16 protein-coding genes are annotated in these 16403 nt (G+C 33.3%); 11 read left to right on the top strand and 5 right to left on the bottom strand.

Annotation, left to right across the window (positions count from 1 at the left end):
- Positions 1–359: Arm DNA-binding domain-containing protein (locus ACFIM1_RS06225; RefSeq protein WP_375609485.1), on the bottom strand; the 359-nt coding region annotated here is incomplete at its 3' end.
- Positions 360–1258: 899 nt separating this feature from the next.
- Between ACFIM1_RS06225 and ACFIM1_RS06220 the strand changes: the two genes are divergently transcribed.
- The 7 genes from ACFIM1_RS06220 (at position 1259) to ACFIM1_RS06190 (ending at position 7823) form a co-directional block, all read left to right on the top strand.
- The gene (locus tag ACFIM1_RS06220; protein WP_375609484.1) at positions 1259–2422 is read left to right on the top strand and encodes a D-alanyl-D-alanine carboxypeptidase family protein; all 1164 of its coding nucleotides are present in this window, start codon (positions 1259–1261) and stop codon (positions 2420–2422) included.
- 28 nt (positions 2423–2450) lie between these two features.
- Positions 2451–3095: a dTMP kinase gene (gene tmk, locus ACFIM1_RS06215; RefSeq protein ID WP_375609483.1), complete on the top strand. Its 645-nt coding sequence runs from the start codon at positions 2451–2453 to the stop codon at positions 3093–3095.
- Positions 3092–4135, top strand: a complete 1044-nt coding sequence (locus tag ACFIM1_RS06210) for a DNA polymerase III subunit delta' (RefSeq protein ID WP_375609482.1) — start codon at positions 3092–3094, stop codon at positions 4133–4135. The genes tmk and ACFIM1_RS06210 overlap by 4 nt, the downstream gene beginning before the upstream one ends.
- A gap of 76 nt (positions 4136–4211) precedes the next feature.
- Entirely contained in the window at positions 4212–5771 is a 1560-nt protein-coding gene (metG, locus tag ACFIM1_RS06205) for a methionine--tRNA ligase (protein WP_375608358.1), read from the top strand.
- Entirely contained in the window at positions 5761–6534 is a 774-nt protein-coding gene (locus ACFIM1_RS06200; RefSeq protein ID WP_375606873.1) for a TatD family hydrolase, read from the top strand. Before metG ends, ACFIM1_RS06200 begins: the two co-directional genes overlap by 11 nt.
- Before the next feature lie 10 nt (positions 6535–6544).
- Positions 6545–7354 carry an MBL fold metallo-hydrolase gene (locus tag ACFIM1_RS06195; RefSeq protein WP_375609481.1) on the top strand — a complete coding sequence of 270 codons (810 nt, stop codon included), beginning with the start codon at positions 6545–6547 and terminating at the stop codon, positions 7352–7354.
- Between the two features lie 109 nt (positions 7355–7463).
- Entirely contained in the window at positions 7464–7823 is a 360-nt protein-coding gene (locus tag ACFIM1_RS06190; protein WP_375606871.1) for a hypothetical protein, read from the top strand.
- 378 nt (positions 7824–8201) lie between these two features.
- Here the strand turns inward: ACFIM1_RS06190 and ACFIM1_RS06185 are convergent, their stop codons facing one another.
- The 3 genes from ACFIM1_RS06185 to pcsA are packed head-to-tail and all read right to left on the bottom strand — an operon-like array spanning position 8202 to position 10494.
- Entirely contained in the window at positions 8202–8612 is a 411-nt protein-coding gene (locus tag ACFIM1_RS06185) for a DUF6163 family protein (protein WP_375609480.1), read from the bottom strand.
- Entirely contained in the window at positions 8609–9655 is a 1047-nt protein-coding gene (locus tag ACFIM1_RS06180) for an enoyl-CoA hydratase/isomerase family protein (protein ID WP_375609479.1), read from the bottom strand. The genes ACFIM1_RS06185 and ACFIM1_RS06180 overlap by 4 nt, the downstream gene beginning before the upstream one ends.
- Positions 9656–9681: 26 nt before the next feature.
- Positions 9682–10494 carry a phosphatidylcholine synthase gene (gene pcsA, locus ACFIM1_RS06175; protein ID WP_375609478.1) on the bottom strand — a complete coding sequence of 271 codons (813 nt, stop codon included), beginning with the start codon at positions 10492–10494 and terminating at the stop codon, positions 9682–9684.
- A 185-nt stretch (positions 10495–10679) separates the two neighbouring features.
- Between pcsA and ACFIM1_RS06170 the strand changes: the two genes are divergently transcribed.
- The 4 genes from ACFIM1_RS06170 (at position 10680) to sodC (ending at position 14607) form a co-directional block, all read left to right on the top strand.
- On the top strand, positions 10680–11906 hold the full coding sequence (locus ACFIM1_RS06170) for a UbiH/UbiF family hydroxylase (protein ID WP_375609477.1): 1227 nt from the start codon (positions 10680–10682) through the stop codon (positions 11904–11906).
- Positions 11907–13016: 1110 nt separating this feature from the next.
- On the top strand, positions 13017–13361 hold the full coding sequence (locus ACFIM1_RS06165; RefSeq protein WP_375608363.1) for a hypothetical protein: 345 nt from the start codon (positions 13017–13019) through the stop codon (positions 13359–13361).
- Positions 13339–13695 carry a hypothetical protein gene (locus ACFIM1_RS06160; protein WP_375608364.1) on the top strand — a complete coding sequence of 119 codons (357 nt, stop codon included), beginning with the start codon at positions 13339–13341 and terminating at the stop codon, positions 13693–13695. The genes ACFIM1_RS06165 and ACFIM1_RS06160 overlap by 23 nt, the downstream gene beginning before the upstream one ends.
- A 384-nt stretch (positions 13696–14079) precedes the next feature.
- Entirely contained in the window at positions 14080–14607 is a 528-nt protein-coding gene (gene sodC, locus ACFIM1_RS06155) for a superoxide dismutase [Cu-Zn] SodC (protein ID WP_375609476.1), read from the top strand.
- Positions 14608–15244: 637 nt separating this feature from the next.
- Here sodC and ACFIM1_RS06150 read toward each other — a convergent pair.
- Positions 15245–16183: a COG2958 family protein gene (locus ACFIM1_RS06150; RefSeq protein WP_375609475.1), complete on the bottom strand. Its 939-nt coding sequence runs from the start codon at positions 16181–16183 to the stop codon at positions 15245–15247.
- Positions 16184–16403: the final 220 nt, after the last annotated feature.

Genomic DNA, 16403 nt, shown 5'->3' with positions numbered 1-16403 from the left:
TTCTTACCATCATTTTTTAATTCAGCTTTCCGACTTTCAAAAGCATCTACAGCAATGTCTTTTAAATAATGGAGATTGCTTATTGCTTCACGCTTTTGTTTCTCACGTTCTTTAATGGGGTCACGACCCTCACGTAAAACCGAACGCCACCCAGTTGCCAATTCACGTGCTTGTTTTAAAGAGACATCTCTCAAAGCACCCAATCCCATTTCACGACGACGTCCGTGAATAGTATAACGGTAAATCCATTGAGCACCACCATCTTTACGCTTATGAAGTAACAAGCCGGCACCATCATTATATTTGCCAGCCCCCAATGTTGCGACAGATCTTGCATTAAGACGGTTCATAAGAGCCATTTTTAAATCCTTTCTTATACAAATTTGATCCACACACTCATCCCACTTGTTATGTGCAAATGAGTGGTTTTGATTGATTCAAGATAAACAGATTTGAAATGAGAGAATCTTACGTTATTCTGGTCTTTAATTCCATATGAATAATGCTAAATTATCATTATAAATCAATATCTTGTCAAAGTATCTACGGTAATATCCTATGAAAAGATTATGCATTATCTCATGCTTTTGTTTATCATGTTCTTTAATGGAGTAAATTCCCTCACGAAAAACAGAGCGTCTCAAACAAAATACACTTACATTGCCAATTCATGGACTTATTTAAAAGAGATATATTTCAACACGCTACAAGCCTATTTTACGACAGCGCCTGTGAATGGCATAACTGTAACGCCTTTAGATATCACCATCTTCACACTTATGAAGATATAAACCGACAACGTCATAGACTTTGCAAGCCCCAATGTTTTGTGCGATAATTCTTAACACTTGAGAGGTTGATAAGAAGTATTTTACTCTCTTTTTTAATAATTTTTATCCATATACGAACCCTGCTTATGACGCGTAAGCAAGTGATTTTATTGAATTTAATATGAGAGGAGGGGATGAGAGAATCTTACAGTATTTTGAATCAAATCCACGTTAAAAGATTATAATTTATCATAACAAATCAAAATACTATCAATAAAAATAGGAAAAAATATTTTGTCTCTCATACTTTAAAATTAAACTGAACCTACATGGAAGATAAAAAGCGTGTCATATTATTTTTTTTCTAAAGCTAAATGAAAATAAAATCTTTTTGTGAGTTGTAAATAATTCCTCAATTTGCAGCAATCAAAAAGTTTTTTCCTATATAGTAGATTCTTTATGCTGATTTTTAGATGGGAGGAGCGGCTATGTATACAGTATTAAGGATCTTATTAATATTATGGGGAGTATTGGCATTTGATACATGGGGGAGAGCGCAAGATTTTCAAACTCCCGCATCCCAATTGTTATTACTCGATGATGATACAGAGACAGTACTCTATGAAAAACAAAGTGCTATTCCTTTTTTTCCTGCTTCATTAGTAAAATTGATGACAGCAGAAGTTGTATTTCATCAATTAAAAAAAGGATTATTAAAAAGTACGCAGAAATTTAAGGTCAGTGAAAATGCTTGGCGCAAGGGTGGAGCACCTTCTGGTACAACCACTATGTTTGCAAAGATAAAAACAGAAATCAGTGTTTATGATCTGTTGCGTGGTTTAATTATTGTCAATGGAAATGATGCTGCTATTATTCTTGCTGAAGGCATATCAGGAGATGAAGCTCATTTCGCAAAGTTGATGAATCAGCGCGCTAAAATGATTGGATTATCTCAGAGTCATTTTGTTAATGCAACAGGGCTTCCCGAAGAGGGACAATTTGTAACAGTGCGTGATATGATTATATTAGCACGTTACATTACTCAGGAATATCCAGATTATTATGCACTTTATCGTGAACCTCATTTTACGTGGAATAATATTTTTCAACGTAACAAAAACCCTCTTATTTCTAAGGAAATTGGTGTAGAAGGATTTGGTTTTGGCTACAGTAAAAAAGAAGGTTTTTCAATGGTTGCCACCATTTCTAAAAATCATCAACGTCTTTTTTTAGCAATCAATGGTTTGCAAGATAGAAAAAAATATACAAAAGAAATAGAACGCATTCTTCAATGGGGAATGACGGCATTTGATCTCAAAACGATTTTCACAAGAGAAGAAACGGTTGGTCGTGCTCCTGTTTATGGTGGTAAGCAAAATTTTGTTCCACTCATTGTTAAAACACCAATAAGTTTTATGCTTTCGAATGAAAAAAAAGTAAATGTTAAAGCAAAAATTAAATATCATGGTCCATTGAAAGCCCCCATCGTTTCTGGGCAATCAGTTGGCGTTATTCAAATTTTAGAAGATAAAAAGGTTCTTCTGGAAAAACCAGTTTTTGCCGGAATGAATGTTCAGGAAGGAAGTTTCTTTGCAAAAGTAAAAAATGCATTCTATGAAATCACAATTGGATGGTTACGGAAATATTTATAGTTACGCGCTAATAAGGTTAAGGTCATACGTGTCAGGTTATTTTATTACATTCGAAGGAGGGGAGGGAGTAGGAAAAACAGTACAGATTTCTTTGCTTGCTGAGTATCTCTCTCACAAAGGTTATGATGTTGTTACAACACGAGAACCAGGAGGAACGGCAGGAGCAGAAGCAATCCGACATATTTTATTGTCAGGGAAGATACAACAGTATGGACCATTGATTGAAGCTGTTTTGTTTACAGCGGCACGTGTCGACCATGTTACTGAGGTTATCGCACCTTCTTTGCAAAAAGGTAAAATCGTTTTATGTGACCGCTTTATTGATTCTACACGCGTTTATCAAGGCCTCAATGATACCGTCAGTTCTTCTCTTCTTTCTGTTTTAGAGTGTATTGCGCTCAATGGTATTTTGCCTCATTTAACATTTTTATTAGATATGCCAGCAATGTGTGGTATGAAGCGTGCAAATTTGCGAAGAAAAAAAACAGAAGAAATTGATTATTTTGAAAAAGATCAGTTGGAAATTCAAGAACAAAGGCGTCAGGCTTTTCTTCAATTGGCCAAACGGGAACCCCATAGATTTCGAGTCATTGATGCCACTGGCTCAGTGGAAGCCATTGCTCATCAAATAAAAAATATTTGTCATCAGGTATTGTTGGAGCAGCTTTCATGAGTAATGTAAATACCTTACGCCAATATGATGATATTGATACAATTTTATCACCATCCCAGAACAATGTTCTCTTTGGTCATGAGGATGTTCGTCATTTTTTGACACAAATGCTTAAAGAAGAGCGTTTGCATCATGCATTATTATTTGAAGGAGAATATGGGATTGGAAAGGCTACATTAGCCTTTCATCTTGCTTGGAATATTTTAAGTTTTCAACAGAGTTCTTTCCTGAAACCCGATCCTTATTCTACCCCATGGCGCCAAATTACACAAGGAAGTCACCCTGGTCTTTTGTATATTTCACGTCGATTTGATGTGAAAACGCAAAAGTTTAAAACAGGAATACTCGTTGATGATATCCGTGATATTATGCATTTTTTAAGTCGAACATCGCAAGATAATGGATGGCGTATTGTTATTATTGATTCTGCAGATGATATGAATAGAAATGCAGCAAATGCAATTCTCAAAATACTTGAAGAACCACCTACAAAAACGTTATTTGTTATTATCGCACATTCTTCAGGAAAATTGCTTCCAACAATCCATTCACGGTGTCAAAAAATTTCTTTTCGTCCGTTGAATAACGATGAAATGAAAAAAGTTATTATACATATTTTCGCCGATCAGGATTTACCTGATGAAAAAACAATTGAAATGATTATTAAAAAATCTAAAGGAAGCCCTCGAAAAGCCGCTTTACTTATTTGCCATGGCGGTCTTGAAATTATTAAAACAATTGATGCTCTCCTAGAGAAACCTGTTTGTAACGCAACGATTGTACATACTCTTGCACAAACATTTTCATCTGTTTCTTCTACATTCCAATTTCAACAATTTTGTGATGAAATTCTTAATAAAATTCAAAAAAAAGCTATTATGCTCGTTGAAAAGGGAGACTTATTTCTCTCAAAAAAATATGCGGGAAAATGGCAAGAGATTCATCAAGAAATAGAGGAAATACAACTGTTTAATCTCGATAAAAAGCAGTTTGTTATTAACTTACTTTTTAAAGTTCATAAGATCATTCATGAGAATTAGTTTTTCCGTGACAATGCGATGAACAAACGTTATGTCATAATATCTTCTATTTATAGCGTTTTACAACGAGTATGACATGCGTGACACATATTACATAACAACTCCCATTTTTTATCCTAATGGTGCTCCACATATTGGACATGCTTATAGTGCCATTGCAAGCGATGTTTTAGCCCGCTTTCAACGGTTAAACGGGAAAAATGTATTTTTTCTTTCTGGTACAGATGAGCATGGTCTCAAGATGCAACAAACCGCAGCTGCATTAGGCATGACACCTCAGCAACTTGCAGATCGTAATAGTGCGGTATTTCAAAAAATGCTTGCAGTATTAAATTGTTCTAATGATGATTTTATCCGTACGACAGAAGAACGCCATTATCAAGCGTGTCAAGAAATTTGGAAAAAGATGGAAGCAAATGGTGATATTTATCTCGGCCGTTATACGGGGTGGTATTCGATTCGCCAAGAAGCCTATTATGAAGAGAAAGATACGGAAGTTGGACAAGACAATATCCGTCGCGAGAAGGAATTAGGCTCTCCAGTTGAATGGAATGAAGAAGAAAGTTATTTTTTTAGGCTTTCTCGTTATGAAAAGGCTCTTCTTGAATATTATGAAAAACATCCTGATTTTATTGCTCCACTTGAGCGGCGAAATGAAATTATAAGTTTTATCAAATCGGGTTTAAAAGATATCTCTATTTCACGCACAAGTTTTAATTGGGGCGTTGCTGTTCCTGATAATCCAAAGCACGTAATGTATGTTTGGGTTGATGCACTTACAAATTATCTATCAGCAATTGGTTTTTTCAATGAAAATTCAACAAAACGTGATTTTTGGCCTGCAAATACGCATATTATTGGTAAGGATATTATTCGTTTCCATGCAGTCTATTGGCCAGCATTTTTAATGTCTGCTGGAATTGATTTACCTAAGAATATTTTTGCACATGGTTTTTTACTTAATCGTGGTGCAAAAATGTCAAAATCTATTGGAAATGTCGTTGATCCTTTTGAAATGGTTGATCATTACGGTCTTGATCAGGTCCGTTATTTTCTTCTCCGTGAAGTGCCATTTGGACAAGATGGTAGTTATAGCCATGAGAGTTTAGTGAACCGTATTAATGCTGATCTTGCTAATGATCTTGGTAATTTGGCACAGCGCTCTTTATCTATGATTGCCAAAAATTGTAATGCACAAGTCCCAAAACCAACTTCATTCTTAGTTCAAGATAAACAGCTTTTAGAACAATCTCTTCAGGTGCTGGAAACTGTACATCAAGCAATGTCTTCTCATAGTATGCATTTAGCCCTTTCAGCTATTTTTTCAATTGTAGCAGATGCCAATCGCTATTTTGCCAACGAACAACCTTGGAGTTTACGTAAAAATGATCGAGATCGGTTTTCTACAGTTCTTTATATAACTGTAGAAATCTTGCGGCGAATAGGAATAATGCTTTTGCCTTTCATACCTCAATCAGCAGCAAAACTTCTTGATAGCCTTGCGATTGCTGAAGATGATCGGTTGTTGTATCATATAAGCCATGCGAAAATTCAAGAAGGACTTGATCTTCCACCACCAGAACCAATTTTTCCTCGTTATATCTTGAAGAAAGAAGATACTCATCATGTTGATTGATACACATTGTCATCTTGATTTTGAAGATTTTTCACAAGATTTGGATAATGTTATCCAACGGGCTTTAGATGCTAACGTTAAACGTATGATAACAATTTCAACCCATGTTCATAAGTTAGATAAGCTGTTAGCTATTGCGCAAAGCTATGATCAAGTCTTTTGTTCCGTTGGAACACACCCCAATCATGCGCATGAAGAACAAAATATTACAGCGGAAGAGCTTATACAGCTCTCGAATCATCCTAAAATTGTTGCGTTTGGGGAAGGGGGGCTTGATTATCATTATGATTACTCTACACCAGAAGAACAAAAGAAAGTTTTTCAAGAACATATCATCGCTTCTAGAGAAACACAGATTCCTCTTGTTATCCATTCACGCAATGCCGATATCGATATGGAAAAAATATTGCGCAAACAGATAAAAGAAGGAGCTTTTCCCTTTATCCTTCACTGTTATTCATCTGGAATGCAACTTGCTCGTGCTGGAATTGAGCTTGGTGGTTATATTTCTTTTTCAGGTATTCTTACTTTTAAAAACGCTCTTGAAATCCGTGAAATAGCAAAAATTGTGCCCCATGAACATTTGTTGGTGGAAACAGATGCACCATTTTTAGCACCTACCCCTCATCGGGGGAAAACAAATGAACCATCTTTTGTATGCTATACAGCAGCTGTTTTGGCTGAAACAATTGGTTTAAGCATTGAAGAAACAGCTCAAATAACAACCCGTAATGCTTTTCGTTTATTTAGCAAAATGAAATAAGGCAAAAGCTATGTGTGATCAATACCGATTTACAATATTAGGGTGTGGGCCTTCTCCAGGAGTGCCAAGACCTAATGGTGATTGGGGAACATGTGATCCGAATAATCCTAAAAATAAACGCTACAGAAGTTCTTTATTAGTTGAACGCATTAAACCATCAGGGAAAAAAACAACAATCGTTATTGATACGGGGCCGGATTTTCGCTCACAAATGATTGAAGCGCATGTGGACCATCTTGATGCTGCTCTTTACACGCATTCTCATGCAGATCATATCCACGGTATTGATGATTTACGCAGCTATGCACTTGCACAAAAATGTTTAATAGATATCTATGCTGACAGATTTACACTAGAACATCTCAAAAATGCTTTCGGATATTGTTTTCAAACACCAAAAGATTCATCTTATTCTCCTATTTTAAAAGAGCATCTTATCAATGAAGATAGCCAATTTATTATTCAAGGGGAGGGTGGAGCAATAAGCGTTAATACGCATTTACAACACCATGGAAATATTCATTCTTTAGGTTTCCGTATCGGAAATGTTGCCTATTGTACAGATGTTAGTGAGTTTCCTGAAAAAACATTATCAAAATTAATGGGTTTGGATGTTCTCATCATTGAAGCCCTTCAATTTAAATCTCACCCAAGTCATTTTTCTGTTGATCAAGCATTACAATGGATAAAATATTTAAAGCCAAAACAAGCAATACTCACACATATGGATAGATCGCTGGATTATAATGCAGTCGTAAATTACGTTCCATCCTCTGTAAAACCTGCGTATCAGGGCCTTACTTTCGAAACAACTGCATAAGTTTATTCATACAATATTTTACGTTAAATAAAGTTTTTTGAAGATTATCCTTTATTTTGTTTTATTTTTGACATAAATGTCACTTTTTTATGTTTAAAATGAGGTTTTTATGTATAAGAATTTTAAGCGGGGTGTATGTATTGCCGTTTTAGCAGTTTCCTTAACAGCATGTGGGGGGCGTTTAGAAAAAAATATTGCAACGACAACATTACATGATGGATCAATGAGTTGCACCGATATTCAACGGGAGTTTTTTGCTAATAAACGACAGATTAATGATACAATTAGAGAGCGTTCTACAGCAAGAAATAAAAATGTAGCTTTAGCAGCGGCAGGTGTTGTATTTTTACCTGCTCTGTTTTTTATGGATCCTAAATCCAGTGAAAGCAATGAAATTTCGGCTTTAAATAATCGTAATGCTGTTTTAAGTGATCTTGCACGTATGAAACGTTGTAAAATAGTACAGTAATTTTTCTTATTTATTATATGTAATTTTATTATCACTATTTTTGGTCTTTAAGGAATATACTTTAAAGACCAAATTTTATTTTAAAAGTAAATTATATGATATAAATATAATGATGTTTTAAAGTAGGGTTTTCTTTTGGGATAAAGGATTTATCTTCTGTATCATGTTATCGCATAATATATATTATGGAACTTTTATAGAAAGGATACAAGGGTATGCCATCAGCACTTTAAGGAATGTTAGCAATATTAACCATGGGACTCCCTACCCAATATACTTCGTGTTTGACAATTGAGATGCATAGCCTTTACTTAAAAAACTGATAACCTTTCAAGATTGAAAATCTGTCCGGTTATTCTGGCTCGAAAATTTCAATCATTATAGTTTTTTATTTTTTACTCTTTTTAAAAAAATCATCATAATTTGTAGTATCATAAAAGTTAAAAATAATATTCCATGAAATAATGGTACAAATGGCTGATAAATAAAATCAGAATAATATATTGCTATTGTTTCAATCAATGCTGCAATACACCATAAAATAATTCCCCATGGTGAATACATCCAAAGTCCAATTAAGGCAATAGGATAGAGAATCGCCAATATAGCTGAGGCAAATTGCCACTGCCAAGGCATAAGGTCAAAACGCCATAAAATACCTGGGAAGACACCCACAAGGCGTATCCAATAAAAAATACCTAGGACTAAGCAAATAAGTGCCAAAAACCGTAAGTAACAGTTATAGATTAAATTGATTTTTGAAACCCGTTTGTGTGAATTATTTTTCACAATAATAACTCTTGTTCAACAGGTTGGAAGTAAGAATCTACCATTTCATCTGTCACATTTGAAAGTTTATCTGGCTGCCATTGAGGTCTTTTATCCTTATCGATTAACATAGCACGTATACCTTCATAAAAATCATGTGAATAAATCATATGATGCGCTATGCGGTTTTCAATTTTCATACAGTCTTCCAACGTTTGAGATGAATTTTGTTTCATTTGTTTCCAAATAACTTTTAAACTTGTCGGAGAACGTGACTGCAAAATATCATAACATTCTTTAGCAAATAAAACATCTTCATTGCTTTTTTTATGTAGCAACTCAAGACATTCTTCTAAGCTGTGGGCACTAAAACAACTGTTAATAATACAACGTATCTCATGACTCGTTTCATAATCTTTTGTAATTGCTCGCTGGTTTAAAGCTAAAGTGGGATCTCCTTGCTCAATAACAGCTTTTCTAACCCTATCGAATTCAATTTCAGAAACTGCATGTGTTGCTAATCCTAAATTTAAGCAATCTCCCCACTTTATGCGTGCGCCCGTTAATGCAAGATAGATGCCAAAATGATTGGGAAGAGATGGTAAGAAAAAACTTGCACCTACATCTGGGAAAAACCCAATCGCACCTTCTGGCATAGCAAAAACTGTATTTTCTGTAACAATTCGATGTGAACCATAGAGAGAAATACCTACCCCTCCCCCCATCCAAATACCGTTTAAGAAAGAAATGTAGGGTTTTGAAAAATGTTTGATATAAGCATTTAAGCTATATTCATCCCTAAAGTATTGACAAGCAGAGGCACTTTTCCCCATATGATGGATTTCCACAACATCTCCACCAGCACAAAAAGCACGACCCTCCCCTTCAATTAAGACACAAGAAACATTGTCATCTGTTTCCCATGTTCTGAGAGCTTTTCTTAAAGCTGAAACCATTCGTTGATTAAGAGCGTTTAATGCTGAAGGACGCGTAAGCTTTATAATACCAGCACATCCTTCTTTCGTAAAAGAAATATCATCACCTGCTCCAAAGTCAATTTGCATCTTACACCCTTTTAAAAACAACTATTTCATTGTTTTTTTATATTCCCCCCCCCAAGTTGAGGAAATATTTGCATGATTGCACCAATACAATATATATAAATTCCTGTCACCGAAATTCCTATTTTAACCCAATACGGAGCCTCTAGTTGATAAAAGAAGGCAGAAACACCAAAAACACACCATAAGAGAAAAATTGGAAAATTAACTCTACGTAAACGAAGGACTCTTACTGGATGAATAAAATAAATTGGTAAAAAAGATATAATCGCCGATAAAACAATAATGATAAAAGTAATCCACTCTCCTGGCCTGACGACAAAAAGCGTAAAAATCATCATATTCCAAACAACAGGAAATCCTTTAAAAAAGTTTTCTTTGGTTTTCATACTAGTATCTGCATAATAAATAGCAGATGAAATAACAATGATTGCACTCAATGAAAATGATAACCCTACCCCCATAAAACCACTTTGATAGAGTGCAAAGGCAGGAATTAAGACATAAGTCACGTAATCAATAATATTATCTAACAGCTCTCCAGACCATGTTGGAAGAACGTATTTAACATCAAGTTTGCGTGCAATTGGTCCATCTATACCATCAACGAGAAGGGCAAGCCCAAGCCAACAGAACATAGCTGTCCATTCTTTTTGAGAGGCTGATATAAGAGAAAGAAACGCTAAAAATGATCCCGAAGCTGTTAGTAAATGAACGGAAAAGGCCTTTGCTTGTGGCATTGTTACTTTTTTATGGCGTAATAATTTAGCATTTGTTTTGATTTTCTTTGTTAGTTTACGTTTCAAGGTTTTCTTATCCTCGTTTTTAAAGTCTTCAATCATCTATCAATACGCCATTTTTTACCGATGATATAACTCAACATTTTAAAAAATCATAAAAAGGTTACTTTTTTATATCGCATTATTTATTACATACTATAATAATAGAAGAGCTTCATATAATAAAAAGAGAGTGATCATTTGGAAATGTTAAAATATTTTCTCAATGGAGAAAGGTTCAAACAGTTGTGATCTTTGAAAAAAACGAGCATAGAGATATTGCTGTTATTGGTGCAGGTCCTGTCGGAATGTTAGCTGCGCTGAGTCTTGCACATGAGGGGCTTTCTGTTTTTCTTGTTGGGCCCCCTGCTCATACAGATGAGTTACGAACAACTGCTCTTATGATGCCTGCAATACGCATGCTTCAAAAACTCAATATTTGGGATAATCTTCAAAAACATGCAGCTGCTTTATCGTCCATGAGAATTATAGATATAACTTCTAGAATTGTGCATGCTCCTACGGTACATTTTTCTTCTGCTGAAATTGGTGAAAAAGCTTTTGGCTATAATATACCTAATGTAAAATTAAACAGTGCTTTAGTCGATGCTGTTACACATACGCCTAATATTACAAGATTTGTTTCTGCAGCCAAATCTGTTCATCATACAAAAAACCATGTATGTATTACTCTTGCTGATTGTAGAGTCATTCAAACACCACTTGTTGTTGCAGCCGATGGGCGTCACTCTCTTACACGTGCCGCAGCAGGGATAAGTGTCAAACAGTGGAATTATCCACAAAAAGCACTTGTTCTCAACTTTTCTCATGAGTTTTCTCATCAAAATACATCAACTGAATTTCATACAGAACACGGTCCATTTACACAGGTTCCACTACCAGGACGAAGATCTAGTCTTGTATGGGTTGTTCATCCTTCCCTTGCTGAAGAATTATTGAATATAGAACCAAAAACAATTGCAAAAATGATCGAAAACAAAATGCAATCAATGCTTGGAAAGCTAAGCTTAGAAACATCAATTCAAGCATGGCCGCTTTCAGGGCTTCTTGCTCATCATTTTGCTGCTAACCGAACAATTTTAGTCGGTGAAGCCGCTCATGTTTTCCCCCCTATTGGAGCACAGGGATTGAATTTAGGATTGCGTGATGTCCAAACTTTAATTGATATTTTACCCAATAAAATATCCAACTCTAACACTGAAATGATTGTTGCACATTATAACAAATGCCGCAAACCAGATATATTAATCCGAAGTGGAGCTGTTCATACACTGAACTCTGCTCTACTTTCTCATATGTTTCCTGTTCATATCGTACGAAGTGTTGGGCTTGGTCTATTACATAATTGCTCGCCATTACGTAATTTATTTATGCGCGAAGGAATGTATCCAGGTTACGGATTCAAGGAAATTATGCAAATATTTCCAACAAAATCGCCTAAACAGCTCTATTGAAAAATAATGGATAATAACGTAAAATGAATGCCATTTTGTGTCTAACTTACTAATGAAAACTAACTAAATAGAAATAAATGCATAATATATAAATAACCCAATAAATAATTATTTTTAATAATGCGTTTTGAAAATAAATTTATTTAGTAAAAAAACAATATTCTACTATACATTTTTTGGTGTCAATTCTTTAGAAGGGTAATTATGCATAACAAAAATGAATTGTTTAATTCTTTAAAAGTTAATATCATTTAGAGTATCTTTACAGCTTTTGTAAAAAATTCATACGAGAGTGTTCATTTTATTAATTTATGCACTTGTTTAAAGCAAAATCTGACACCTAAAGCCGTTTCGCAATGACACCCCTGTAATGATGATATAAAAGGAAAGCTGTTAAACATTATCATTTTTACACTTATCAAGGAACAAGCTGGCACACATTATATTATTATGTGGCCATCCTCTACTATTTTTCCCCTTATATTTGAGAGCCTTTCTAAGAATCACTTTAATATTTATTCCTTTATAGCTTTTTACTCATACGCAAGCCTCTTTTATGATTTTCATTCTTCAGAATAAAAACAGATTTGAATGAGAGAATTATACGATATTCGTGACGCTTATTTAACATACAAAACAATGAATTATCATTATAAATCTATGTGTTATCAATGAGCAATAATAAGCAATATAATCTCTCTATAGTTTAATATTGCGTTTTGGAGCATATCTATTACTGATGTGATAAATATCATTTATTTTCAAGTTGTTATTAAACATTTAAATTTCAGTGCTATTTTATTTTTTATACTGTTTTTTTCTAATAAAATAATAAATTATATTAAAGCTATAAATAATATTTATTTTAATTTATGTAATAATATATATTATTAGTATAATATTCTTATATATCATCTTTTTAAATAATATTAATAATATTTATTTCAATATTATAAATTATTAATAATAAATAATAAAAAATATTTTTATTTAATCAATAAATTTTTATAACTTTTTGTTATTAAGTATAATATTAAAAATAAAACCATCTTGGGAACCTATTAGCAATACAAAGGTTAATAAAGTGTTGTTTCAACAGCAGGTGACAAGATGAAACTAAATAACTTTTTAAAATTAAGTGTTTTTATTATGATGATTGTATCTGTCTCGTTGATAGTCACGACTTCAATCAGTGACGTTTTTCACCTTCCTTATTGTCAAACCTTTACCTATACCTCTACTCAAAATATCACTAAAATAGGTCAGAATTCATTTACTGCCTCACAAATTAAAAACTGTCTTATGCAAAATGGTTTTGAGAATATTAAACGATTACGTTTAGATGACAAAGGTATCTGGCGAGCTTTAATAAAATTTAAAAACTCTCATTTTCTCGTATCCATTGATTATTCAGGAACCGTTACCATTCAAAATGAAAGAAAAAAATATGATTGATTTTAAAACTTACAGCTCTGTTTCTTTTCATAATTATAAGACAAATTTTTTCAAAAATTGCTGGCATTCCATTAAAGAATTTGCTTTCATCGGGGTATTAAATGGTAGCCTATCAGGAGCAATCGCAGCAGCTCTTGCAGCTTATGGTTATATTGCTCTTCCAGGATTTGGTCCAGTTATTGCAATGGGTATAGGGGTAGCACTTTCTGCCGGAATGATAATAGGAGCACTGATAGGATTAGGAATGGGGGGGAGTGTCGGTATATGCTGTATTTTATGGGAGAGTTATATGAACCATAATAGTCCTTTCTCTTATAAATTTCACAATGAATAGAAAAGTTCTCATTTTTGATGAAAAGATCATCATATTATAAATGAAATAATAGCTAACTTATTAAAATTCCTTATTTAATTTCTTATTATACCTCAAAAAGTAGATTTTTTTAAAGCATCTCTTGAAGAAATGTAAGTGAGATATAATTATCCACCTATAAACGCTACATTATTTGTAAATAAATTTTATAAATAAAAAAATGAGATATATGTTCAGAAATATACTTTAATTTATTTACTATTTCTAAAAAGTAATATTTATTTATGAAGTATTTTTCTAAAAATCAACTTTAGTAAATTATAAATATATCCAATTAAGCATAATATAGAATTAATAATTATTTTTATAGCTAAAAATTATTTAAATTAAATATAAAGGTATTTTATGAGAAAAATATTATTATCATTATTCGTTTTTATGGCATTTTTAATTCATAAAAACTCTGCATTAGCGATATCGACACAAGTAAATATTTATAAACTAGAAGCTAATAATTCTAAAAAGGCTATTGGTAGCATTAAAATTGAAGAAAATACATACGGTTTAGTTTTCATACCCAATTTATCTACTTTACCAGAAGGGATGCATGGTTTTCATGTACATGTAAACCCTTCATGTGATACAAAAGATGGCATAATAGGTGGAAGCGCGGGTGGACATTATGATCCAGAGCATACTGGGAAACACTTAGGACCCTATAATATCAATGGTCATCTTGGTGATTTACCGGCACTTTATGTTGATAAGCAAGGAAATGCCGTAATGAGCGTTCTTGCTCCACGATTAAAAACAATCTCTGAAATTAAAGGGCGCTCATTAATAATTCATTTAGGAGCTGATAATCAATCAGATAAACCATTACCGCTTGGCGGAGGTGGAGCACGTTTAGCGTGCGGTATTATTGAAAAATAAATAGAATATTATGTTACACACACTCTCTTGAGCATAAGATATGATAGAAATTTATTTTTTAAATCCATTTCAAGAAATGAAATAAACTATGTGAATATTTTATAAAATTGATATTTCTTTTTAAATATTTAATGCAGAGAATAAAGAACTTAATAATAATCAGAACGAACAGAAATCGGAAACAAGGAAAGAGCAGAATAAATTTTCTGTAAGAAACTTCAGTATAAGGAGGAAATTTTTTCAATGCTTGATGTTATGTTAAACAGAAACAACAAAGTTTAATTTTACTTTCTACAATACAAAATATGTAATGAATTATAATCATTAAATCTAGTATCTAATGGGATCACATCTCTTGCACAAAATAGAACACTCCAAACAGAATTTCCACACGCCCCTTCCCTATCGCCTCTCTCGTGAGATGCACGAAAACAACCTTGATTGATTAACACCAATATAAGATAGTTTAAAATGATTGAATGCTATGATATTCAGAATTCTCATTTAAGTCAAAAATACCAATTATCATTATAAATCAATGTATTACCTAAATATAATCATCAAATAAAACCATGAAAGTAATTTTTTATCACTCTACAAAAAGAGCCTTTAAACAATAGAGCTTTTTTAATACTCCTCATGGATCCGTATGATCCCAATCCAATGGACGCATTTCACCAGTTTGATAAAATTGACGAATGAGTTTAATATAATCAAGAAAGTCTTTATTTTCTACCACTAATCTATTAGCAGTATCCCAATCAATATCACTACGTTCTTTCGCTGGAATTATGATCTCACTCTCGGAAGAATTTTCTTTATCAAGCCTTATAAATCCAATTCCATGCAAACTTGAAAGCATCCGAAGCTCTTTTAATGTATCAATACCTTCAATTTCACTAGCAACTAAATAGCTCAAATTAGCCCATGAAGAATTGCTAACTGTTTGAAAAAATGCTTTCCGTAAATTTGAACGATTAATGAGAATTTTAACTTCAAAAGACCAAAGCTTTGTCTTTTTATCAAAATATTGCAAAATACAGTCTTTGATTTCGCGATTCCATTCCCTGCTTAAATCTTGCATCCCTACGAGATCTGGATAAAGCCATTTATTGCCGCCCGCACCATGTTTATTACGAGAACATTTCTCATTAATGCGTTTGCTGTAAACAGCAAGCTCTGTCCATAAAAATTTAGATAATAACGGATAAAGATCATGCTCTTTAACAGAGCCATCTTCTGGCCTATAATCTACATTGTCCTCTGCTGCATCAATTTCAGCGCTATCTGTTTGTTTAGTAAAATAATACTGCCGCGGTCGTCCTTCAGTGGTTTTAATTTCTGGATAACGCTTTTGTAATTGAGAGCGCAGAGACCCTATTTCAGCAACAATTTGCTGAATAAGAGCTGCATCACTATGAAGGGGAGAGATTATTGCCGTTGAACGCTTTTGTTTTTGGCGGCATTTTTCTGGATAATTCTCAAATATCCATTGAGCAATTTCTCGAGCTGTAAATTTTTTTGTCGGGTTTTTCTTTAAAAAATTAAAAACAGTGTTTGTTAAATTCAAAGTCATATGTAAAGTAGCCTACTTTTATCTTCTGGATATTCCATTATATTCAGATATTTCAAAAGAGAACACAACAAACTGTCTATTTTTTTTGAAAAAAGCTGTCTATAAAATTAAAATATTTTTTCTGAATTTGTGACTACAAATTCAAGGTTTTGTTTCATATAAAGAAAGTAAGCTTCTATTTTTATCAAAAATCATAAATGGGCTGAAAATCCCCATAAAA

This window comes from Bartonella sp. AC158YNML (assembly GCF_042196725.1).
Lineage (GTDB): Bacteria > Pseudomonadota > Alphaproteobacteria > Rhizobiales > Rhizobiaceae > Bartonella.
The sequence above is the reverse complement of the archived record's forward strand: the minus strand, read 5'-3'. Positions and strand labels throughout refer to the sequence as shown.

Coding starts and splice junctions, on each gene's coding strand:
- ACFIM1_RS06150 (WP_375609475.1), bottom strand. CDS start 16,183: ATGACTTTGAATTTAACAAACACTGTTTTTAATTTTTTAAAGAAAAAC.
- ACFIM1_RS06220 (WP_375609484.1), top strand. CDS start 1,259: ATGTATACAGTATTAAGGATCTTATTAATATTATGGGGAGTATTGGCA.
- ACFIM1_RS06160 (WP_375608364.1), top strand. CDS start 13,339: ATGAAAGAAAAAAATATGATTGATTTTAAAACTTACAGCTCTGTTTCT.
- ACFIM1_RS06180 (WP_375609479.1), bottom strand. CDS start 9,655: ATGCAAATTGACTTTGGAGCAGGTGATGATATTTCTTTTACGAAAGAA.
- metG (WP_375608358.1), top strand. CDS start 4,212: ATGCGTGACACATATTACATAACAACTCCCATTTTTTATCCTAATGGT.
- pcsA (WP_375609478.1), bottom strand. CDS start 10,494: ATGATTGAAGACTTTAAAAACGAGGATAAGAAAACCTTGAAACGTAAA.
- ACFIM1_RS06190 (WP_375606871.1), top strand. CDS start 7,464: ATGTATAAGAATTTTAAGCGGGGTGTATGTATTGCCGTTTTAGCAGTT.
- ACFIM1_RS06165 (WP_375608363.1), top strand. CDS start 13,017: ATGAAACTAAATAACTTTTTAAAATTAAGTGTTTTTATTATGATGATT.
- sodC (WP_375609476.1), top strand. CDS start 14,080: ATGAGAAAAATATTATTATCATTATTCGTTTTTATGGCATTTTTAATT.
- ACFIM1_RS06210 (WP_375609482.1), top strand. CDS start 3,092: ATGAGTAATGTAAATACCTTACGCCAATATGATGATATTGATACAATT.
- ACFIM1_RS06200 (WP_375606873.1), top strand. CDS start 5,761: ATGTTGATTGATACACATTGTCATCTTGATTTTGAAGATTTTTCACAA.
- ACFIM1_RS06195 (WP_375609481.1), top strand. CDS start 6,545: ATGTGTGATCAATACCGATTTACAATATTAGGGTGTGGGCCTTCTCCA.